We start from the raw sequence: 21,688 nt of genomic DNA, 5'->3' as shown, positions 1-21,688 counted from the left end.
TTGCGGCGCTCGCCGTTACAGGATGCGTGCGGCTTTCCACCTTCGACGCGAACGGCCTCTGGAAGGTCGTCGGCGACCAATGCGTGCCGAACGCGCGCGACAAGGGCCAGCCGGGGCCGTGCACCACGGTCGATTTCCAGAAGCGCTACGCGGTGCTCAAGGACATCAGCGGCCGCGCGCAATATCTGCTGATTCCCACCGATCGCGTCTCCGGCATCGAAAGCCCCGACATTCTCTACGCCGGTTCGCCCGAATATTGGGCGGGGGCATGGTCCGCCGGGCGCTATGTGGACGACAAGCTCAAGATGACGCTCGCGCCCACGCAACTGGGCCTCGAAATCAACTCGTCGCAGCAGCGTTCGCAGAACCAGTTGCATATTCACGTCGATTGCATGCGCAACGATATTGCCGATGCGCTCGCGCCTTATCGTCACGATGCACCGGGTTCATGGCGCTGGGCCACGCTCGATGGCAAGCGCTATCGCGTCACGCGCGTGACGAGCCTGACCGATCGCAGCAATCCCTTCCGTGTGGTCGAGCGCGGCCTCGACCCGCAGCAGGCCATGGCCACGCAGACGATTCTCGTGACCGGCGCCGGTCCCGACACGGCGCGCGACGGCTGGCTCGTCGTCAACAGCGCCCAGGATATGGAGGGCGGCACGGGCACGGCCGAAGGCCTGCTCGACCATTCCTGCGCACTGGCCAAGGCGCAATAGAACGCCCTGAGTTGTTCAAACGGCGCCGTCCTCGCGGGCGAGCGCCGCTAGCCAGCGGCGGATCACCTGTTCTTCGTCCGCGCTGAAGCCTTCGAGCATCTGCGTTTCGAGCTTCCTCACGCGCGCGCGGCATTGCTTGAGCAGGCCCTGCCCCGCCTGCGTCACCTCGATCTGCTGAATGCGCCCGTGCACGGGATGCGGCCGGCGCTCGATCAAGGCATTGCGCGTGAGGTTCGCGACGATCACGCTGACCGTTTGCGGCGTGAGCGCTGCGAGCCGAGCGAGATCGGCGCCCGACACGCCCGGATAAGCCGCGAGCATCGTCAACACGACAAATTGCGGCGGCGTCACGCCCAGATCGTCGAGTGCGCGCTCCATGCGCAGGCGCTGGGTGGCGCCCGCCTGGCGCAGCAGATAGCCGACATAACCGCTTTCGCCGCGTTTGCCAACGCCTGGCGCGGGAATGTCCGGCGCGCGGCCGGATTCGTCTCCAGACCCGATTTTTTGTATACGCTTCGTCATATTGCGCATGATGTCAGTGTTCGAATATGATGTTCGTGCTCTGATATTATCTCCCAACCGACGCGAGGTCCAGTCATGTCGCAGCGCATTTCCTATGAAACGTTTTCGCACGATGCACCGCAAGTGGTCGCGGGACTCGTAACGATGAGCAAGGCCGTGGACGCCTCCGGCCTGGAAAAGTCACTGACCGAACTGCTGAAGATTCGCGCTTCGCAAATCAACGGCTGCGCGTTCTGCATCCAGTACCACCTGAACATCGCACGCAACCTGCCGATTGCGCGTGAGAAGCTCGATCTGGTGTCCGCGTGGCACGAGGCGCGTTCGTTCTTCAGCGAACGCGAACAGGCCGCGCTGGCCTATACGGAAGAGCTCACGGCGAAGCTGCATGAGGGTGTGAGCGAAGCGCTCTATAGGAAGGTGGCCGAGCAGTTTCCCGGCGAGCAGATGGCGTTTCTGACCACGGCCATCGCCAATATCAATGCGTGGAATCGTATTGGCGTGGCGCTGCGGTTTGCGCCGCCCGTCAAGGCTTAAGCGGTAATCGATGCGGGCCTGCTGCATTGCGCGAACAGGCCCGCGCTGGATCTTTAGCCGGCTTCCAGCATCAGCAATTGCGCGCCGTCCGCGACCTGGTCGCCCACGCCGTACAGCACTTCGGTGACCTTGCCCGCCGTCGGCGCGCCAATCGTGTGCTCCATTTTCATCGCCTCCATGACGATCAGCGGCGTGCCCTTTTCCACGATCGAACCGGGTTCCACCAGCACGGCGATCACCTTGCCCGGCATCGGCGCCGTGAGGCGGCCCTCGCCGTGCTCCGCGTCGGCTGCGTGCGCCAGCAGGTTCTGCCACTCGAATGACATCGCCGTGCCAAGGCAAAACACGTGGAACACGTCACCGTCGATAAATACGCGGCCCGTCACGCGCGTATTGCCGATCGTCGCGCCGTATTCGGTCGCTTGCGCGCCGCGCCACCATGCATAGGGTTCGTCGCTGCCCGCGCTGTTGATCGTCTGCGCGCCGCCGTCGTGCGAGAACGCCACGGACAATGCGCTATCGCTTTCGACATCGCGCCACGAAAACGTCTGCGTGAAGCCGCTATTCAAGCGCCAATGGGCCAGCGCCTGCCATGGCGAGCCACTGTGCGACGCGCCGCCTTCGCGTCCGATCAGCGCCGCGCACGCCAGCGCGATCGCCTCGCGCACCGGTTTGTTCTGCGCCGCGAACAGCGCGTCGTGATGACGCTCGATGAGTCCCGTATCGAGATCGGCGTTCGCGAACGGCTCGCACGTCACCAGCCGATGCAGGAATTCGACGTTCGTGTGCGGCCCGACGATCTCGCATTCCTCCAGCGCGCGGCGCATGCGCGCGAGCGCGTCCGCGCGCGTCGCACCGTGCACGATGAGCTTGGCGATCATCGGATCGTAGAACGGCGTGATGGTGTCGCCTTCGCGCACGCCGCTGTCGATGCGCACGCTCGCGCGCTGCCCCGCATCGCCGAGCCGGAATTCGACGCCCTCCGGCATACGCAGATGCTTGAGCGTGCCGGTCGAAGGCAGGAAGCCGCGCGCCGGATTTTCCGCGTAGATACGCGCTTCGAGCGCGTGGCCCGTCACCGTGAGTTGCGACTGTTCGAGCGGCAGCGGCTCGCCCGCCGCCACGCGCAGCTGCCATTCGACCAGGTCCAGGCCCGTGACCATTTCCGTCACCGGATGCTCGACCTGCAGGCGCGTGTTCATCTCCATGAAGTAGAAGTCCGCGCCCGTCATGATGAATTCGACCGTGCCCGCGCCCACGTACTGCACCGCGCGCGCGGCGGCCACCGCGGCTTCGCCCATCGCGCGCCGCACGTCGTCGGCGAGTCCTGGCGCCGGCGCTTCTTCCAGCACCTTCTGGTGGCGGCGCTGCACCGAGCAATCGCGGTCGAACAGATAGACCGCGCCGCCGAGCTTGTCTGCGAACACCTGTACTTCGACGTGGCGCGGACGCGTGAGGTATTTCTCGATCAGCACGCGATCATTGCCGAAGCTGCTTGCGGCTTCGCGCTTGCACGACGCCAGCGCCGCGGCGAAGTCCTCGCTGCGCTCGACCACACGCATGCCTTTGCCGCCGCCACCCGCGCTTGCCTTGAGGAGCACGGGATAGCCCATTGCGTCGGCTTCGCGTTGCAGCAGCGCGGCGTCCTGGTCGTCGCCGTGATAGCCGGGCACGAGCGGCACCGCCGCCGCGTGCATCAGCGCCTTCGCGGCGGCCTTCGATCCCATCGCCGCGATCGCGTCAACCGGCGGTCCGATGAAGACAATGCCGGCCGCTTCGCAGGCGCGGCCAAATTCTTCGTTTTCCGAAAGAAATCCGTAGCCGGGGTGAATCGCTTCGGCGCCGGTCGCTTTCGCGGCGGCGATGATGCGCTCGATGCGCAGATAGCTCTGCTGCGCGCTCGCTTCGCCGATATGGACGGCCTCGTCGCAAGCGGCGACGTGCTTGGCGTTGGCGTCGGCATCCGAATAGACGGCCACGCTTTTCACGCCAAGCCGACGGCAGGTAGCCGCGACGCGGCAGGCAATCTCGCCCCGGTTGGCGATCAGAATCTTGTTGAACATGGGGGGTCTCGCTAGGGATTCTTAGGCGCGCCAGCGCGGCATGCGCTTTTCGAGGAACGACGACACGCCGTCGCACCCTTCCTCACTCGCGCGGATGCGCGCGATACGCAACGCCGTATCGTCGATCAACGTATCGTCGATCGTCACATTCGCCACATCCTGCACAAGCTGCTTGCATTCACGCACCGCATTCGGGCTATTGGCGCAGAGCGTGTCGGCAATCCGGCGCACGGTATCATCGAGTTCGCCAGCGCTCACGGCTTCGCTCACGAGGCCCAGACGCAGCGCGGTCGCGCAATCGAAGACTTCCGCCGTGACGAAGTAGCGCCGCGAAGCCTGCTCGCCCAGCGCGCGGATGACATACGGCGCGATGGTGGCGGGCATCAGACCCAGGCGCGCCTCGGACAAACAGAAGTGCACCGTATCGGCCGCCACCACGATATCCGCCGCACAGATCAAACCCATGCCGCCCGCGTACGCGTCGCCATGCACGCGTGCGATCACGGGTTTAGGACAGCGATAAATCGCCGACAGCATATGCGCGAGGCGCAGCGCATCGGCACGATTCTCCTCGTCGGAATAACCCGCCATCTTGCGCATCCAGTTCAGATCCGCACCGGCGCAGAAGGCCTTGCCGTTGCCCGCGAGCACGATCGCACGCACGTCGTCACGCGTGCCGAGCGCGGTAAAGGCGGAGGTCAGATCGGCGATCATCGTCTCGTTGAACGCGTTGCGCACGTCCGGCCGATTGAGCGTGACGGTCGCCACATGCCCGGCGAATTCGACGGTGAGCGCTTCATAGCGCATTGCGTGGTTCATGGTGATGTCTCCTCCTCGCCGGCGCTTACATGCGGAACACGCCGAAGCGCGTATCCTCGATCGGCGCATTCATCGTGGCTGACAAGCCGAGGCCCAGCACGTCGCGAGTCTGCGCGGGATCGATCACGCCGTCGTCCCACAGGCGCGCGCTGGCGTAGTACGGGTGCCCTTGAAGCTCGTACTGGTCGCGGATCGGCTGCTTGAACGCTTCTTCTTCCTCGGCGCTCCAGTTGCCGCCCCTGGCCTCGATGCCGTCGCGGCGCACCGTGGCGAGCACCGATGCGGCCTGCTCGCCGCCCATCACCGAAATGCGCGCGTTGGGCCACATCCACAGGAAGCGCGGCGAATAGGCGCGCCCGCACATGCCGTAGTTGCCCGCACCGAACGAGCCGCCAATGATGACCGTGAATTTAGGCACCTTCGCCGTGGCTACCGCCGTCACCATCTTCGCGCCGTTGCGCGCGATGCCTTCGTTCTCGTACTTGCGGCCCACCATGAAGCCCGTAATGTTCTGCAGGAACACCAAGGGAATTTTTCGTTGCGCGCACAACTCAATGAAGTGCGCGCCCTTCAGGGCCGATTCGGAAAACAGAATGCCGTTGTTCGCGACGATGCCGACCGGATGGCCCCAGATATGCGCGAATCCCGTCACGAGCGTGGTGCCGTAGCGCGCCTTGAATTCGTCGAAGGCGGAATCGTCGACGATGCGCGCGATCACTTCGCGCACGTCGAAAGGCTTGCGCGTATCGACAGGAATCACGCCGTACAGGCTCTTCGCGTCATAACGCGGCGGCAGCGGTTCGCGCAGCGCGACAGGCGGCACCTTCGTGCGATTCAAATTGCCGACGATCGAACGCGCGATGCCTAGCGCGTGCGCATCGTTCTGCGCGAGATGATCGGCCACGCCGGAAAGTCGCGTGTGCACGTCGCCGCCGCCGAGGTCTTCGGCGCTCACTTCCTCGCCCGTCGCGGCCTTCACGAGCGGCGGGCCACCGAGGAAAATCGTGCCCTGGTTCTTCACGATGATCGATTCGTCGCTCATCGCCGGCACGTAGGCTCCGCCCGCCGTACACGACCCCATCACCACGGCGATCTGCGGAATGCCTTGCGCGGAGAGATTCGCCTGGTTGTAGAAAATGCGGCCGAAGTGATCGCGGTCGGGAAACACGTCATCTTGATTCGGCAGGTTCGCGCCGCCCGAATCGACCAGATACACACACGGAAGATGATTTTCCTGGGCGATTTCCTGCGCGCGCACGTGCTTCTTCACCGTGACGGGATAGTAGGTGCCGCCCTTCACGGTGGCGTCGTTGCAGACGATCACGCACTCCTGGCCCGCAATGCGCCCGATGCCCGTGATGACGCCCGCGCCCGGCGCATCGTCGTTATACATGCCGTAGGCCGCAAGCTGGGAAAGCTCCAGAAATGGCGTACCCGGATCGAGCAGTTGCGCGATGCGATCGCGCGGCAGCAGTTTGCCGCGCGAGACGTGCTTGTCGCGCGCGGCCTCGCCGCCGCCCAGCGAAAGCTTCTGGATTTTCTCGCGCAGATCGGCAACCAGGGCTTCAAGCGCGGCGGCGTTGGCCTTGAAGTCGTCCGAGCGCGGGTTGAGTTTCGTTTCGATGATCGGCATTTCGTTGTTCTCGCAACGTTCGTGCTTGTGGGCGCGTACTATGATTAAGCGGTTTCCGCGAACAGTTCGCGGCCGATCAACATGCGGCGAATCTCGCTCGTGCCTGCGCCGATTTCGTAGAGCTTCGCGTCGCGCCAGAGACGTCCCACAGGGTACTCGTTGATATAGCCGTTGCCGCCCAGAATCTGGATCGCTTCGCCTGCCATCCATGTGGCTTTTTCGGCGGTATAGAGAATCACGCCGGCGCAATCCTTGCGCACCTGGCGCACGTGTTCCTTGCCGAGCGTGTCCAGTTGGCGACCCACCGCGTAGAGGTACGCGCGACACGCCTGATACGTGGTGTAGAGGTCGGCAACCTTGCCCTGAATGAGCTGGAATTCGCCGATGGCCTGACCGAACTGCTTGCGTTCGTGGATATACGGCACAACGGCGTCCATCACCGCGGCCATGATGCCCGTAGGACCGCCCGCGAGCACCGCGCGCTCGTAGTCGAGGCCGCTCATCAACACCCTCACGCCGCCGTTGAGCTGCCCGAGGATGTTTTCTTCCGGCACTTCCACGTCCTGAAACACGAGTTCGCCCGTGTGCGAGCCGCGCATGCCCAGCTTGTCGAGCTTCTGCGCGACGGAAAATCCCTTCATACCCTTTTCGACGATAAAGGCCGTGATGCCCCTCGGGCCCGCTTCGATGTCGGTCTTCGCGTAGACCACCAGCGTGTCGCAATCCGGGCCATTGGTGATCCACATCTTCGTGCCGTTGAGCACGTATTTGTCGCCCTTTTTATCGGCGCGCAGCTTCATGCTGACGACGTCCGACCCCGCGTTCGGCTCGCTCATCGCGAGGGCGCCCACGTGTTCGCCGGAGACCAGCTTGGGCAGGTATTTGCGCTTTTGCGCTTCGGTGCCGTTGCGATGGATCTGGTTCACGCACAGGTTTGAATGCGCGCCGTACGACAGGCCCACGGACGCCGAGGCGCGCGAGATTTCCTCCATCGCCACCATATGCGCCGTGTAACCCATGCCGGTGCCGCCGTACTCCTCCGAGACCGTCATGCCGAGCACGCCCAGATCGCCGAACTTGCGCCACAGATCCATGGGGAACTGGTCGGTGCGGTCGATCTCGCCCGCGCGTGGCGCGATTTCCTTCGCCGCAAAATTCGCGATGCTATCGCGCAGCATTTCGACTTCTTCGCCAAGCGGGAACTGCAAACCGGGTACGTTGCTCATCTTGTGTCTCCTTTGTCGGCTCGGGCCTGGGCACGCAAGCCGTGACTGCATGACGGCTTGCGGCTGCCCTTCGGGGACACATTTCACGCCACATTTACGTTAACGTCAATAGGTATTTTTGAGTGTCGCTCATATTTTCTCCTTCAGGCCATCGAAGCCTTTACCAAATGCCTTGCAACGCCAGAAACATCGTGCATAATCGGCACGAATCCCGCCTTTAAATGAACAGCACTCAGAATGTCAGCCGCCCCTCATACCCTCCTGCCCGCCTCGCGCCGCGAACCCGCCGGGCGCAAGTCCCAACAGCGCGTGAAGGAAATTCTCGAAGCCGGCCGCGAGGTGTTCTCCGAAAAGGGCTACACCCGCGCGACGACGGCCGAGATCGCGCAACGGCTGGGCATTTCCGAGGCCACGGTGTTCAGCTATTTCCGTGGCAAGCGCGAGCTGTGCGCGCGCGTGATCGGCGACTGGTATGACGAATCGATCGAAGCCATCGAGTCCGGCTTACCGCGCGGCGGCACGGTACGCCAACAATTCGACTTCATCGTGCGCATGCATCTGCAATTGATGCTGGAGAGCGGCACCGGCATCTGCGAACTGGTGCTGTCCGAAGGGCGCACGCGCCATCACGATCTGAGCGAAGCCCTCATGGAAATGCAGCGGCGCTACACCGCGCCGCTCATGCGCGTGCTCGCGCGCGGACAGGAATGCGGGCAAATCCGCAACGACATGCCGTTGCGCCTGTTGCGCTCGCTCGTGTTCGGGCCGATGGAACATGTGCTGTGGGACGCGACGCTCGCCAATCGCCGCACCGATATCGACGCTACAGCAGAGCAGCTCGCCGACGTGCTCTGGAGCGCGCTGCAACCGCCCAATCTCGAACTCGCCGCGCTCGCGCAATTCAGTCAGGACGTGGGCGAAGCGATGCAGCGGCTCGCGCGCGAACGTGCGCCGCGCAAGACGGACCGGCCGATCGCATATGACTGAGGCAGCGCGCCGGCGACCCGGATGGATTTCGCGCTAAGCTGGCGGGCGTCTTCCTCCACGCCTCCGACGCCATGCACAGCACCCTCACCGCTACGCTTGCCTCACGCTTTGCCTCGCTCGCGCTCGCGCATCTCACGCGCGAATATCCGAACAGGCTCACGCATTCGCTCGCCGGGCCGCAGGACGTGCAGGGGCCGCGCGCGTTGCATCCCGTGTTCTACGGCAGCTACGACTGGCACTCGTGCGTGCATGGCTACTGGCTCGCCGCGCATCTGCTGGCGCGCTTTCCCGATTTGCCCGAAGCGCCGCGCATTGTCGCCGTGATCGACGGGCATTTCACCGAAGAGAAGATGGCCGCCGAGCGTGCCTATCTCGACTTGCCGCACAACCGCAACTTCGAGCGCCCGTATGGCTGGGCGTGGCTGCTTGCGCTCGCGGGGCAGTTGCACGGCATGGCGTCGCCGCAAGCGCTGCGCTGGTCGCGCGCACTCGCGCCGCTTACGGAGGCTTTCGTCGAGCGTTTCGAGGAGTTCTTGCCGAAGGCGACTTATCCGCTGCGTGTGGGCACGCATTTCAACACCGCATTCGCGCTGACGCTTACACTGGATTTCGCGCGGCAAACATCGCTCAATTCATTAGCAATCCTGATTGAAAGTACGGCGCGCCGCTGGCACGAGGACGATGCCTATTGCCAGGCCTGGGAGCCGTCGGGCGATGAATTCCTCTCTCCCGCGCTGATGGAAGCGGTCTTGATGAGCCGCGTGATGAGCGCCGACGAATTCAACGCATGGTTCACGCGCTTTCTGCCGGCCCTCGCCGCGCGCGAACCCGTCACGCTATTCGTGCCCGCCACGGTCACCGATCGCAGCGACGGCAAGATTGCGCATCTGGATGGATTGAATCTGAGCCGCGCGTGGTGCCAGCGCACACTTGCACGCGTATTGCCCCAAGGCGATGCGCGCGCCGGGGTCCTGCAAGACGCGGCGCAGACGCACCTGAACGCCGCGCGGGCGCACGTAGCCGGCGACTATATGGGCGAGCACTGGCTCGCCTCCTTCGCGACGCTCGCGCTGGAAGCCTGATGGCCGGAAGTCACGAAATCCGCTTCAGGCCGCCGCCGCTTCCAGCGCGACGCGTTCGCACAGCGATACAGGGTCGAGCAGCATCAGCGTGCCCAGCCCCGGCAATTCCACCGCCTCACGCATGTCACTGCGCACGTTCACGCCAGCCCCGCGCGTGAGCATCGTGGGCATGGTCAGTTGCGTGCCGCCCTTGAGCGTGACGATGTCCTCGACCGAATCGACCAGCAGGCCATACTTCTCGCCATGATGCTCGACGATCAGGATCTTCGCGTGCGCGAGGTCTTCATAGGGCGGCATCGCGTACATCGCCCGCACGTCGATCACCGTCACGATCACGCCGCGCAGATTCAGCACGCCCCGCACAAAGGCGGGCAGCCCCGGCGTCTTCACGATGTCGTCGCGATAGTCGATCACCTCGCGCAATTCGGCGATACGAACGCCGACCAGTTGACCGATGCGGAACGTCACGATCGTTTGACGCGTGCCGTTGCCGCGCTTCTGCGCGGCGGTGGCAGTCTCCGTAGCCTTGCGATAGAGATCGCGATGACCCGCCGCCACCGCCGCGATGCGCGCGTTCTCATAGAGCGCGTCGGCGCTCACGAGCAACACGCCCGCCACGCCGTCGGCGGCCAGGTAGCCGGCGAACAGCGAGCGGTGCGCTGCGCCATAGGACGGCATCGGTAGAATCTGATCGTCACGATACGCGACGATGCTCGCCACCTCATCCACCAGCAGTCCGAAGTAAAGTTCATCGCGACGCAGTACGACGATGCGCCGCTCATCGGCTGAAACTTCGTAATCGGATGCACGCGCGAAGCCCAGGAACCGTCCGAAATCGAGCACCGGCACCGTCGCGCCACGCAGATTGAGCATGCCGATGCAGACGTCGTCGGCAAACGGCGAGTGTTGAAGCGCCGGCACGCGGATGATCTCCTGAATCGCGTCCATTGGCAGCGCGAGCGCCGTGCCGCCGACCTTGAACGACACGTTCTGACGTCGCAGGCCTTGCTGCGCACGCCGCTCCGTTGTACGCACAACCGGTTCGGCCAGATGCGGCACATCGCGCAATTGCAGCAGCGCGGCGGCGGAAAGCACCTGCAGAATGCGCTCGCCGCCATCGAGCTTCAGTACCGCGCCGATCGCCGAAGGCGCGCTGCCCTCCACCGTCCCAATGGCGACCACCTGATCCTTGGGCACCCGCAGGATCTCGCCCGTGGCGTCGAATTGCAGACCCACGCGCGCATTCGCCGTTTCGACGATGGCGATCTTGCGCACGCCCGTCGCGCCCTCGGGTGGCAGATTCAACAACTGGCGCAGATCGACCACCGGAATGAGCGTGCCGCGCAGATTGAAAAACCCAAGCAGATAGGACGGCGCAAGCGGTACAGGTGTGAGCGTGCCGGGATGATTGACCACTTCCTGGAGCGAGGTGACGGGCAGCGCCAGCTCCGTCCCGGCCAGGTGAAACGACCCGTATAGCTCAAGCTGGCCACTACCGGCCAGCGAACGATGATTCATCGTCAAGCTCCGTTTGATATGAGCGTTGTGATGCGGATGTCGCCGCTTACGTTGCGTGCGTTGCGCGCATTTGCGTTATGCTCGCCCCGCCTAAGCCGGGCGCGAAAAGCGGCGCACCGCATAGTGCGGCTGCTCGCAGTCGATGGTGAGTTGCCGCCCGCACTCGCCGCCCACATCCATGTGGACGACACGCATGCCCGCACCCGCCAGCACTTGCTGCGCCATGCGTACGTTGAGTTCGCCGATTGGCTCGTGCAGCGTGGTGCGGTGCTGCATCATGTTGGCTCCGCCCGCGAGCACGGCTTCGATCTCGCCATCCGGCGCGGACCCTGCACCCATCATCGAAATCAGCGCAGGCAGCGCGTCGATCACGTACTTGGCGCCGTTGCCGAGTTGCGCGCCGGGCACCGCGTAGCGCGTATGGCCAACCGGTTGCGGCAACAAGCAGTGCGCCAGGCCATAGGTGTCTCGCGCGCGCCACAGCAACCCGATGCCCACGCATGATCCCAGCGTCGCGCGCAGGACGCGGGCATCGCTGCCGCTGCTGACCGCGATCTCGCACATCTTCACCTGCAGGTCACGCGTGCTCATGGTCGCGCTCCTCACGAGGACGGCCGTTGCGATAAATCAGCGGCTGCTCGAACGTGAAGCCCGTCGACACACGGCTGAGCGACTCCGACTCGCCCACGATCAGCACGGCATCGGGCTTCATCGCGCGGCGCACGTTGGACAGCACGGCATGCTGCCCGTCGAGGTCGAAATAGATCAGCACATTGCGCAACAGAACCAGATCGAACTGGCCCAGATCGCGCGGCAACGCATAGAGGTTGTGTTGACGAAACGAAACGTGCGCGCGCAGCGCGTCGTTGACGGTGGCCTGCGCGCCCTCGCTGCGAAACCACTTCTGCAACAGCGCCGGATGGCTGGCACGCAGGCCTTCGATATTGCGGCCCTGATAGCGGCCCGAGCGCGCGCTCGCCAGAATGCCGTCCGAAATGTCCGTGCCGACGACGGCGTAGCGAAACGCCGGTTCACTGGCGCGAAACTCTTCGCACAGCATGGCCGTGGTCCATGCTTCCTCGCCGCTCGACGCCGCCGCCGACCAGATGCGCAGCGGCGTGCCCGCGTGCGCCGCGTGCCATTGCGGCAGATACGACTGGGCGAAATATTCCCAGATGCGCGGCGTGCGAAAGAACGAGGTCTCGTTCGTCGTCACGAGATCGATGAAATCGCGCACTTCCTCGCTGCTCGCATCGAGCACCTGAAGATAGTCGCGATAGTCCGGCAAACCGAGCGCCATCACGCGCCGGCGCAAGCGCCCCTTGAGCATGGTCCACTTGCGCTCGTTCATGGCGATGCCCGTATGACGGCGCACCTTTTCGATCAGCGCACGCTGCACCGATGCTTCGACATCCTTATCGATATCCATTGCCGTTGCCCCCGCGCGTCAGACGACAAAGCGCGCCACCGTCTTGTCGAGGCCTTCGGCGCCGCCCTTGAGGGAGGCCGCCGCACGGGCAATGGTGTCGCAGGCGCCGGCCGACTTTTCGGTCTCCTCGGCGACCTGCTGGATCGCGGCGGCCACTTCGCGCGCGGCGACCAGCTGTTCGTCGGCGCCGCAGGAGATTTCAGAAATCGCCTGGGTGGTGCGGCTCACGCCGCTCAGGATGCGCTCGAATGCCTCGCCAGCCTGCTTCGAAATCTCGCTGCCTTGCGCGACGCGCTTGACCGACTCGTTGATCAGCTTGGAGATTTCCTTGGTCGCCTGCGACGAGCGTTCCGCGAGTTTGCGCACTTCGTCGGCCACCACCGAAAAGCCCAGGCCGTGCTCACCCGCGCGCGCCGCTTCGATCGCCGCGTTGAAGGCGAGCAGATTGGTCTGGCTCGCGATCTCGCCAATTACCTTGATGATTTCGCCGATGTCTTCCGACGAACGGTTGATCAGCTCCATCGCTTCGATCGAGCGCGTAACGGCCTTCGAGCCGCGTTCCGCTTCCTGCTGCGTGTCCTTGGCGAGTTGATCGGCGCCGCGCGAGTTGTCGGCGATTGAATTGATCGACGCGGTCAGCTCCTCGATCGACGCGTTCATTTCCTCGACGGTCGCGCCGAGCAACTGCGCGCCGCCCGCGACGGTATCGGCACGCGCCGCGATGTCCTGCGACGAATCCTTGAACGTGCCCGCCGATTCCACCACCTTGCCGATCACGCCCGCGAGGTCGCTCATCATGCTCTTGATGCCGCCGGCAAGCTGGTCGATCGGCTCGTCGCCTTGCACGTTCACTTCGCCGCTCAGATCGCCCGACGCCGCTTTGCGCACGGTTTCCAGCAGCTTTTCAACCTTGCGCTGATCGTCTTCGGCGCGGTGCTTCACGCTCTCTTCCAACTCGACCTGTGCAGTCACGTCGTTGGCGAACTTCACGACCTTGTAGAGACGGCCGTTCACGTCGAAGATCGGGTTATAGGTCGCCTGGATCCACACGACGCGCCCGCCCTTGCCAATGCGCTTGTAGCGGCCCATGTCGTACTCGCCGCGGTTGAGCTTGGCCCAGAACTCGCGATATTCGGGCGCGGCCGCGTACGCTTCTTCGCAGAACATGCGGTGATGCTTGCCCTGGATTTCGTCGAGACGGTAGCCGAGCGTGTCGAGGAAGTTCTGGTTCGCGTGCAGCACGATACCCGCGGTATCGAACTCGATCACGGCCTGGGCCTTGTCGATCGCGCGCAGACGCCCTGCTGATTCGGCATGCTCCTGCTTGGCTTGCGTGATGTCGGTGGCAAACTTGATGATCTTGTACGGGCGGCCTTGCTTATCGAGCACCGGGTTATACGAGGCGTTGATCCAGATCTCGCGGCCGTCGCGCCCAAGGCGCCGGTATTCGCCGCGGTCCAGCTCGCCACGGCCGAGACGATCCCAGAACGCACGATAAGCATCGCTACGCGCATATTCAGGATCACAGAACATCCGGTGGTGCTTGCCGCGCACTTCTTCCAGCGTGTAGCCAAGCGTCTTCAGAAAATTGTCGTTGGCGTGCAGGATGATGCCCTGCAGATCGAACTCGATCACGGCCTGCACCCGGTTGAGTGCGGCGCTTACCGCGCTCAACTCGACCAGTTCGAGCTCACGGTCCGGCGTCGAATGTTCCATCGTTTTCCCTCGTAGTTTTGTGGTCCGCGAGACCTGGCTTTTCAGGCGCAATCCCGCGTAGTGCCGGCAACCCCTTTCTCATATTGCAGGCGCTCTCTCAATGGCTTTTGTAATGTGTTTATTAACGTTCGGCTTAGCCGAATCGCTTTAATGCGTGGCGAATCCACCAACGGCAAACTGGCTTTCCCTACCAGCGCTATAACGTCCCAGATAGTGCGAGGCTTGACTAGGGTTTTCTCCAAGGCAAACGTTTTCTTTTCCGTGTTTACGGGCATTGAGGGCGCAGCGATTTTTATTTTCTTTCAAATTATTCAGGAAAAATGGCACGCGATGAAAATATAGGGTCGAAAATATCCTGCGCCGCAATTAATTTCATAGGGGCATTGAAATACGCGCGCTCGTGGTTTCAATAAAAGATCGTGCTGCCAGATCGCCCCAGCACCATGTCCCCACCGATGTCCAATTATTACAAGGCATCCCCGCACGAACAGGCCCCTGCGCGGTATCCCGACGCGCGAAGCCGATGGATCGCGCCATGAAGCCGCAGCTTGCACGCCGATAGGGACATAACGAAGCACTGGGTCGCCCACGCGCCCTTTCCTTTGTAACAACTCGAAAAAACGGTGCAATTCCGGTAATTGCCTTGCGCACTACGATGACTTAGCGTTGGAAGATGCGAGGGCGCGCTCGTGCGGGACAAGGTCCCGCCAGCCGGCTGCCCGAACCCATCCGTCCTGGAGAACGTTGTGAGAAGGTCGAAATTGATACTTGGAGCCGCCGTCGCGGCCATCGCCTGTGCAAGCGGTGCGGCGCAGGCGGCGCACGTCGGCGTCTACATTGGCGGCGGCGTGCCCTATTACTATCCGGTCGCGCCCGCGCCGTACTACTGGGGGCCGCCGCCGCCCGTGATCGTTGCGCCGCCGCCGGACGCTCCTGACTATATCGAACAGGGCCAGCCGCAAGCGGCCGCAGGAAACTACCAGCCTGGCCCCGCAGATGGTCCGGGCGCCAGCGACAACGGCGACACCTGGTACTACTGCGACGCATCGAAAACCTATTACCCGTACGTGAAGCAGTGCTCGTCGGGCTGGCGCGCCGTGCCGGCCCAACCGGCGCCTTCGAATTGATTTTTGACGAGATCGAGCCGCACATGAAAACGACTTATTTCGCGCTGCTCGCTGCCGCGGGCCTCCTGAGCGCGTGCGCCGTGGTGCCGACCGGGCCGAGCGTGATGGCCCTGCCGGGCACCGGCAAGACTTACGACCAGTTCCGCAACGACGATTACAACTGCCGCCAGTTCGCCTTCCAGCAGTCGGGTGGCGTCTCCACCAATCAGGCGGCGACCAATTCGGCAGTGGGTAGCGCCGTGGTCGGTACGGCGCTCGGCGCGGCTGCGGGCGCGGCGTTCGGCGGCGGCCAGGGCGCGGCCATCGGCGCGGGCGCGGGCCTGCTGGCCGGCAGCGCCGTGGGTATGGGCAACGCACAGGGTTCGGCGTACCAGGTGCAACGCAACTACGACAATGCGTATCTCCAGTGCATGTACGCCAACGGCAACCGCATTCCGGTCGCGGGACATATGCAGACGCAGCAGCCGTATCAGACTTACCAGCCGCAACAGCGCTATCTGCCGCCTCCGCCGCCGGGATCGGCCCCCCCGCCGCCTGCAGGCGCTTACTGACGAAAAAGTAACGAAAAAGGCCTGAACGCGTTTTACAGCGGTTCAGGCCTTTTGCTATCGCGTCGAATAATCCGCTCAAACGCCAATCACTTCCCGGCCGACACCTTTATCGATGATTCGGCATCCGAATAAAATCCGGGCACCGTGCTGCTCCACCCGGGCGTGCTCGCCCGCGTGAGCTGCGTCCAGCTCACCTGCTGCGTCGCGCCCGTTTCGGTGTCGATCAACGTCACCTGCGGCGGTTGGGCTGCGGTCTTGAGCTTGCCGTCCGGCGCGCTTTTATCCTCCAGCAGCGGTTGCAGCACCGGCGCGAGCGACTTCAGCAGTTGCACCGACAGCGCGCTCGTGAAGGTGTAGCGCGCCGCATAGGGCTCATGCACCCATGCAGTCAGCGTGCCGTAGAAGCGATTACCGATCACGAACACGAAAGTCGCGCTGCGGTTCACCTTGCGCGATTCAATCAGACGCGCGCCTGGCGCATACACGTTGAAGCGCTGGTCGCCCGTCCCCGTCTTGCCGTAGACCGGCAGCATCTTGCCGTCGGGCATCGGCATGCCGTCGGCGAGACGCTTGGCCGTGCCGCCCTCCACCACCGAATTCAACAACTCGCGCGTCACCTTGGCGATCTGCGGCGAGATCAGCGGCTGCGGCGGCGTGGACGCATGCACGAAACGCGTTTCATAAGGCGTGCCGCGCGCGAAGTCGAGCGATTCGAAACTATGCGTCGGCAGTTTTTCGCCATCGCTCGATACCAGCCCGATCAGATAGGCCAGCGCCGCCGGACGGTCGCCCGATGCGCCGATCGCCGCGCCATACGACGGCGTGATGCTGTCGAACGGATAGCCAAGCGCGCGCCACGACTTGCCGATCGCGTCATAGGCCTGCAGTTCGATCATGCGGCGGATACGGCGATCCTGGGTCGCGTGATAGCGCGTCTTGAAGAGCCACTTGTAAGTGTAGAGACGCACATCGCGGCTTTGCTGCTGGACCTGGGCGAGCGTTGCATCCGGATGCGCGCGCAGATAGTTGAGCAGCCACAGTTCGAGCGGATGAATCCCCGAGATATAGCCGCGATCGTTGAGGTTGAATTTGTCGATCGCGTACTTGTCGTAGTACTTCGCCAGATCCTCGTCGTCGAGCCACTGGAATTTGGTGTTCTTGAGCTGCGCGCGCATCTGCGCATTGAACTCGGCAGGCTTGATGTCGGGGTCCACGCTGCGCAGCACTGTCGCGATGCGCGCCGGCCCCTTGCGCGTGTGCTGCAGCAGCAGCGCCATCGCCTCGTCGTTGCTCTTGCCCTGATAGCGCGTGTAGAAGCGCTTCATATACACCTGGCTCTCGCCATCGACGAATTGCGTGAGATAGCGGTTACGCGCGACCGGATCGTCGAGCCACGTCGAAGGCTGCCCCGAAGTCTGAATCATCTCGTAGTGCACGATGTCGCGCATCAGCCGCACGAACACCAGATTCACCGAATGCTGGAAGGCGCGCTGTACCGTGAGGATCTGCGCGTTGTCGCTGGACTCGAAGTTGTTGAAGCTCTGCGCGCCGCCGCCCGTGTAGAAAGTCTCGCCCGGGTTCGCGGAATATTTGCGCTGCACCGCCTCTTCGAGCATCGCATCGAGCGAACGGTCCTGCGTCTTCGACAAATAGTCGATCGCCCAGCGCGTGAGCGCATCGCTCGGATCGACCTGCGGCAGCATCGCGCGCAGCGTCTTTGCATCTTCGCTCGCGTACTTGTCGTGCAACGCAGTGACGATCTGCAGATACGTGATGACCGTGCGCAGCTTCGCCGTCGAACCCAGATTCAGGCGCGCACCCGAATTGATGTCGAACGGCTGGTTCACGCTGTCGGTCTGCACGCGCACGAGGTTTTCGCCGTTGCTGCGCTCGAACAGCGTGAAGCTATACGCGATCTTAGAGGGATCGTCGGACGGGCGCAGCATCTCGAAGCCGACCAGACCCGCCTCGCGCGCGCCGTCCTTGGTCGCGGCATCGGCGAGCCGGTCGCTCACGGCCTGCTGCACGGAATCGTCGAGCGTGGCCGTGGCCGTGAGATCGAGACGATCGAGATCGTAAAGCGTCTTGAGGCCCAGCGCCTGCATCAACTGCGTGCGCAACGTCAGCACCGCCTTGCGGTCGACATAGGAAGCCGGCGGACGCGGCGCGGGCTTCGAGCGGTCGAGCGTGAGCTGGGTCGCGAGCGCGGCGTCGCGCAGCGCGGGCGAGATGACACCGCCGCTGGCGAGCAGACGCAGGTAACTATCGGTGAGCTTCGCGAGCGCGTCGTTATTCTTCTGCAGGAAATACGAGGGCGCCCGCTGCGCGATCAGCAGCGAGAGCACCTGACGGAACGCGAGCGCCTGTTCGTCGAGCGTCGCGCTCGACACCGGTTCGCGCAGGATGCGGTTCACGTCGCGAAAATCGCGCCCGTACCAGGCCGCGAGGCCATCGCCAATCCCGCTCACTTCGCCGATACCCGCCTTCGCCGAAAGCGGCACGGAATTCAGGTAGTGGACAAGAATCTGCTGGCGCGCGGGCATCGTCTGCGGGCCGTCGAGATACGCGCGCACCGAAGCCGATGCGATCTGGCGCAGCTTTTCGGGCGGCGTGGCGGTGCGCCCGCCCGCCGAGTGGCGGAACTTCTCGATCTGCGTGGCGAGCGTGCTGCCGCCCGGCGTCTGCTGATGGCGGTTGACGATGCGCGCGCCCTGATCGACGAGCGCGCGGCTGAAGCGTCCCCAGTCGAGGGCCGGATTGCGATTGGGCTGGTCCGCGGCCAGCAGATATTTGTCTTCGATGAAGAGCAGCGAGTCGCGCACGAGCGGCGGCACGGCGTCAAAACCTTCATAGGCGCGCTGCGGATAACGCGTGTGGAACAGCGTCCCGCCGTTGGCGTCGCGCAGCACGATGCCGGCCTGGTCTTTTTCCTCGTAGGGCAGAAAAAGACCGTCCTCGGCGAGCTGGATCATGCGTTCCGAATCACGCGCCTGGGCCGCGATGGTGAAGCCGCGCTGCGTGAGCCGCTCGGTGAACGACGGCAGTTGCGCATAACCGAGCCGCACGTCGTAAGGACCGTTGGTCGTGGGGAACTGGATGTTGTGACTCGGCCCGCTTTCGACGGTGAAGCCGATATCGCGCGTGAGTTCGGAGAGATAGCGCGCCTGGAGCCGCGAGGTGTCGATCTCGATCTGGACGATGCGCGCCACTATGACTATGGCGGCCAGAAACGCGACAATAAAACCCCATTTGATCCACCGCCAGATCGAACCGGCACCGGTGGCGCGAACAGGAAAACGGACCGACGGGCGGCTCATGGTTATTCTCCCTGACGTCGCGTCAGATCGCGGAGTACACCTCTGGAAGATAGTCTATCTCGCCTCATGCGTGTTCGTGTGCGCTTGTGACGCACCGCAAGCGCAACAGTCGCATGTCCGCAACAGCCGTGCCTGGGTGATCCGGAACACATGCGCGTGCAATCGCCATCTATCCGCCTTCAACCACCAGGCAGGCAATCGGCGCGCCGCCAATGTGGTCGAACCAACGCCGGCATGTGACGTGCTGCCGATATAATCTTCGGTCCCCCGGCCGCCAGCGGCCCATGCATCAGGAGCCATATGAAGAAGCTAGTCGTGCCCCTTGCCTTTTCGCTCACGCTCGGCGCTTGCGCCTGGTTTCAAAGCAATCCGGACTCAGGCCAGCCCGTCATCGATTCGACGACCAACCGTTCGGTTCGCGATGTGATTTCGTGTCTGACCGTGGAAGCCACGCGGCATAACTCCAGCTTCAGCACCACCTCGCTGCCGCAGGGCGAAATGCTCGACTTTGGTGACTCGAACGTCATCAAGGTGCGCGCGGACAATGGCGCCACCACCTACCGCTTCTACGCGGGCAAGCGCCACGCCGCGAACCTCTGGATCGAGGGCGCGAGCAAGACCTGCGCGCCCTGATCGCGGCGCCGCGTTCTTTGTCGCGCTTACCGTTTGTCTTCTGTAATCAAGGCTTTGCGCCGCGCGTAAGCTGCGGCGGCGCAGTCCGATTGCATCGACGTACGTGCCGTAACGTCATGTAGTACGGCGACACATTTTCGCGAGCGGGTTTTAAGAATCGTTTAAGTCTTCGTCCGCATCATCGCGTCACCCATAAGAAACGCAGCAGGAGGTGCCCGTGTACTGGACAGGTTCAAAGCCATCGGCAGCAAAAGAAATAAGCAGCGAGAATACCGCCAGTTCCTCGAAGCCCGTTAAGCGCACGATCCTGCGCCGCCTGCTGAGCCATCACGAGCTGGCCACGCTGCTGGTGCTGCTGCACGCGCCCATCGACGCGCACGCAAAGCCGGAGATTTCGTCACTGCAGGAAGCGGGTCTCGTCGAGCAGGTGCCCGGCGACGTCGCCGCGGGCGCCGCGCAGATCCGCCTGACGCCTGAAGGCAACGCGGTCTTGCAGGGGCTCGGCCTCGCACGTTGACGGAGCAAGTTGACGGAAGTGGAAGCCACGCGCGGCCCTGCCGGCGTCGGCACGGATAGCGGCATGAATAGCAAAGCGGCGGCACGCATTGGCGTGCCGCCGCTTTTTTATCGCCCCCCTCCGCTACGGTGCGTTCAGGCCGCTTCGCGCTCTTGCGGCGTTTCATCCTGAAGGCGCAACAGCCGGTAGCCGCTCTTATAAACCGGCTGCAGGCGAAAGCCGTTCGGCTCCTCGATGTCGAGCAGCACGCGCAGGCGCGAAACATGGCTGTCGATCGTGCGCGTGAGCGTGTGCAGTTCGCGGCCCCAGACCATCGCGTAGATGTGGTCGCGCGACAGGACCCGGCCGACGTTGGCGAAGAACAGCGACGCGAGCCGGTACTGCGTACTCGACAACTCGACCGCATTGCCGCGCACCGTGACGATTTGACGGCGCATGTCGAAGTGTTAGAGCCCTTCTTTTTACGAATTAAATATATTAATCAAAGAGTTACATGGAAAATTTCAGCTGAATTTGCGTGCAAACACCTACAGATGCAACTCAATAAAATCAGTCACTTACATAGGGGTTTTGAACGAAGATTTTTCCGAAATCTACTTATCAAACTACCTGCCAATACATTGAAGCAAGGCAGACGCGCATTGATTATTAAATTAGAGCCCGATCATGAAATTTTTCATATATCATCAAAATCCTCCGTATTGACAGCCGCTCCTAACGTTTCGTGAAATGATTCGAAGTTGCTTGTCGCGATGTCTACGAAATACAAAAAACCCCGCTTGAAGCGGGGCCTTTGTTGACGTCAATCACGCAGCCTTCTGTTCGTCCTCGTCTGGGGGAGCGTTGCGCCTGAGCATCACGTCGAACTCGAAGTCGAGCGGGATTTGAATCGCTTCGTCTTCGGGGTGAACGCGGTTCCAATGGTCTGCATCATCAGACAGTGAGACCGCATCGCCGACCATTTGCTCTCGCCGTTGCATAAGCCCTTTGTGTGCAACATTCCGCGGCGCCTCATCCAGCGTGTGCCAAAGCGTCATCTGGTCCTTGCCACTCCACTGCGTTACAGCAAAGTTGACACGATAGGGACGCCCAGTTGCGCTATCTACAGCCGTTTCTTCCCGTGAGGCCGCCGAGAGCTTTTCCGCAAGCAAAGCTTCCGGAGTTTTTGGCGTCGGTGGCTTGACTCCTTTGCTGATCGCGAAACGCGCAACATCGTGCATGTCGACCGACTGTTTGCCAGTTTCTTCCTTGTACCACCGAACAATTGCCTGATATTGCTGAGCTTTCGTTTGCATTCG

Annotated in this window: 18 protein-coding genes and 2 pseudogenes; 8 read left to right on the top strand and 12 right to left on the bottom strand. The window is 63.1% G+C overall.

The genetic code is table 11. The features are described 5' to 3' along the window. Nucleotides 1-26: 26 nt before the first annotated feature. Nucleotides 27-716, top strand: coding sequence for a CDP-diacylglycerol diphosphatase (locus B0G62_RS05435; protein ID WP_322789229.1), 690 nt, complete (start codon nt 27-29; stop codon nt 714-716). A gap of 15 nt (nt 717-731) precedes the next feature. Here B0G62_RS05435 and B0G62_RS05430 read toward each other — a convergent pair whose 3' ends face one another. Further along, a complete protein-coding gene (locus B0G62_RS05430) occupies nt 732-1,238 on the bottom strand; it encodes a MarR family winged helix-turn-helix transcriptional regulator (protein ID WP_103703633.1) in 507 nt (168 codons plus the stop codon). Between the two features lie 75 nt (nt 1,239-1,313). Between B0G62_RS05430 and B0G62_RS05425 the strand changes: the two genes are divergently transcribed. Continuing rightward, the gene (locus B0G62_RS05425) at nt 1,314-1,772 is read left to right on the top strand and encodes a carboxymuconolactone decarboxylase family protein (RefSeq protein ID WP_103703160.1); all 459 of its coding nucleotides are present in this window, start codon (nt 1,314-1,316) and stop codon (nt 1,770-1,772) included. Nucleotides 1,773-1,825: 53 nt separating this feature from the next. Here B0G62_RS05425 and B0G62_RS05420 read toward each other — a convergent pair whose 3' ends face one another. The 4 genes from B0G62_RS05420 to B0G62_RS05405 are packed head-to-tail and all read right to left on the bottom strand — an operon-like array spanning nt 1,826 to nt 7,513. Next, nucleotides 1,826-3,835, bottom strand: a complete 2,010-nt coding sequence (locus tag B0G62_RS05420) for an acetyl/propionyl/methylcrotonyl-CoA carboxylase subunit alpha (protein WP_103703159.1) — start codon at nt 3,833-3,835, stop codon at nt 1,826-1,828. A gap of 21 nt (nt 3,836-3,856) precedes the next feature. Further along, nucleotides 3,857-4,642 (bottom strand): enoyl-CoA hydratase/isomerase family protein, encoded by a 786-nt coding sequence (locus B0G62_RS05415; RefSeq protein WP_103703158.1) that lies wholly within the window; start codon nt 4,640-4,642, stop codon nt 3,857-3,859. A gap of 37 nt (nt 4,643-4,679) precedes the next feature. Then, complete coding sequence (locus B0G62_RS05410) at nt 4,680-6,287, bottom strand: carboxyl transferase domain-containing protein (RefSeq protein WP_103703157.1); 1,608 nt, start codon at nt 6,285-6,287, stop codon at nt 4,680-4,682. A 44-nt stretch (nt 6,288-6,331) separates the two neighbouring features. Further along, nucleotides 6,332-7,513: an isovaleryl-CoA dehydrogenase gene (locus tag B0G62_RS05405; protein WP_103703156.1), complete on the bottom strand. Its 1,182-nt coding sequence runs from the start codon at nt 7,511-7,513 to the stop codon at nt 6,332-6,334. A 237-nt stretch (nt 7,514-7,750) separates the two neighbouring features. Between B0G62_RS05405 and B0G62_RS05400 the strand changes: the two genes are divergently transcribed. After that, complete coding sequence (locus tag B0G62_RS05400; protein WP_103703155.1) at nt 7,751-8,500, top strand: TetR/AcrR family transcriptional regulator; 750 nt, start codon at nt 7,751-7,753, stop codon at nt 8,498-8,500. Between the two features lie 71 nt (nt 8,501-8,571). Next, nucleotides 8,572-9,582, top strand: a complete 1,011-nt coding sequence (locus B0G62_RS05395) for a DUF2891 domain-containing protein (protein ID WP_103703154.1) — start codon at nt 8,572-8,574, stop codon at nt 9,580-9,582. Nucleotides 9,583-9,606: 24 nt separating this feature from the next. Here B0G62_RS05395 and B0G62_RS05390 read toward each other — a convergent pair whose 3' ends face one another. From B0G62_RS05390 to B0G62_RS05375, 4 genes are all read right to left on the bottom strand, one after another. Then, the gene (locus B0G62_RS05390; protein WP_103703153.1) at nt 9,607-11,100 is read right to left on the bottom strand and encodes a chemotaxis protein CheW; all 1,494 of its coding nucleotides are present in this window, start codon (nt 11,098-11,100) and stop codon (nt 9,607-9,609) included. A 90-nt stretch (nt 11,101-11,190) separates the two neighbouring features. Then, on the bottom strand, nt 11,191-11,691 hold the full coding sequence (locus B0G62_RS05385; protein ID WP_103703152.1) for a chemotaxis protein CheD: 501 nt from the start codon (nt 11,689-11,691) through the stop codon (nt 11,191-11,193). Further along, nucleotides 11,678-12,529: a CheR family methyltransferase gene (locus tag B0G62_RS05380; protein ID WP_103703151.1), complete on the bottom strand. Its 852-nt coding sequence runs from the start codon at nt 12,527-12,529 to the stop codon at nt 11,678-11,680. Before B0G62_RS05380 ends, B0G62_RS05385 begins: the two co-directional genes overlap by 14 nt. An 18-nt stretch (nt 12,530-12,547) precedes the next feature. Further along, on the bottom strand, nt 12,548-14,245 hold the full coding sequence (locus B0G62_RS05375) for a methyl-accepting chemotaxis protein (protein ID WP_103703150.1): 1,698 nt from the start codon (nt 14,243-14,245) through the stop codon (nt 12,548-12,550). A 746-nt stretch (nt 14,246-14,991) separates the two neighbouring features. Here B0G62_RS05375 and B0G62_RS05365 point away from each other — a divergent pair. Both B0G62_RS05365 and B0G62_RS05360 read left to right on the top strand, forming a co-directional pair. After that, complete coding sequence (locus B0G62_RS05365; protein ID WP_103703148.1) at nt 14,992-15,372, top strand: hypothetical protein; 381 nt, start codon at nt 14,992-14,994, stop codon at nt 15,370-15,372. 23 nt (nt 15,373-15,395) lie between these two features. Continuing rightward, on the top strand, nt 15,396-15,923 hold the full coding sequence (locus B0G62_RS05360; RefSeq protein ID WP_103703632.1) for a YMGG-like glycine zipper-containing protein: 528 nt from the start codon (nt 15,396-15,398) through the stop codon (nt 15,921-15,923). A gap of 233 nt (nt 15,924-16,156) precedes the next feature. Here B0G62_RS05360 and B0G62_RS05355 read toward each other — a convergent pair. Beyond that, nucleotides 16,157-19,240, bottom strand: a pseudogene (locus tag B0G62_RS05355) (transglycosylase domain-containing protein); the annotation flags it as partial. Between the two features lie 300 nt (nt 19,241-19,540). On the opposite strand from B0G62_RS05355, the gene B0G62_RS05350 reads away from it, so the two are divergent. Next, nucleotides 19,541-19,873, top strand: coding sequence for a hypothetical protein (locus B0G62_RS05350; RefSeq protein ID WP_103703146.1), 333 nt, complete (start codon nt 19,541-19,543; stop codon nt 19,871-19,873). A 256-nt stretch (nt 19,874-20,129) separates the two neighbouring features. Next, nucleotides 20,130-20,390, top strand: a complete 261-nt coding sequence (locus tag B0G62_RS05345) for a hypothetical protein (RefSeq protein ID WP_103703631.1) — start codon at nt 20,130-20,132, stop codon at nt 20,388-20,390. 134 nt (nt 20,391-20,524) lie between these two features. Here the strand turns inward: B0G62_RS05345 and B0G62_RS05340 are convergent. Then, a pseudogene (locus B0G62_RS05340) lies at nt 20,525-20,833 on the bottom strand (winged helix-turn-helix domain-containing protein); the annotation flags it as partial. A gap of 363 nt (nt 20,834-21,196) precedes the next feature. Beyond that, the gene (locus B0G62_RS05335) at nt 21,197-21,685 is read right to left on the bottom strand and encodes a hypothetical protein (protein ID WP_103703144.1); all 489 of its coding nucleotides are present in this window, start codon (nt 21,683-21,685) and stop codon (nt 21,197-21,199) included. Nucleotides 21,686-21,688: the final 3 nt, after the last annotated feature.

The sequence above is a fragment of the Paraburkholderia eburnea genome (assembly GCF_002917095.1).
Taxonomy (GTDB): domain Bacteria; phylum Pseudomonadota; class Gammaproteobacteria; order Burkholderiales; family Burkholderiaceae; genus Paraburkholderia; species Paraburkholderia eburnea.
The sequence above is the reverse complement of the archived record's forward strand: the minus strand, read 5'-3'. Positions and strand labels throughout refer to the sequence as shown.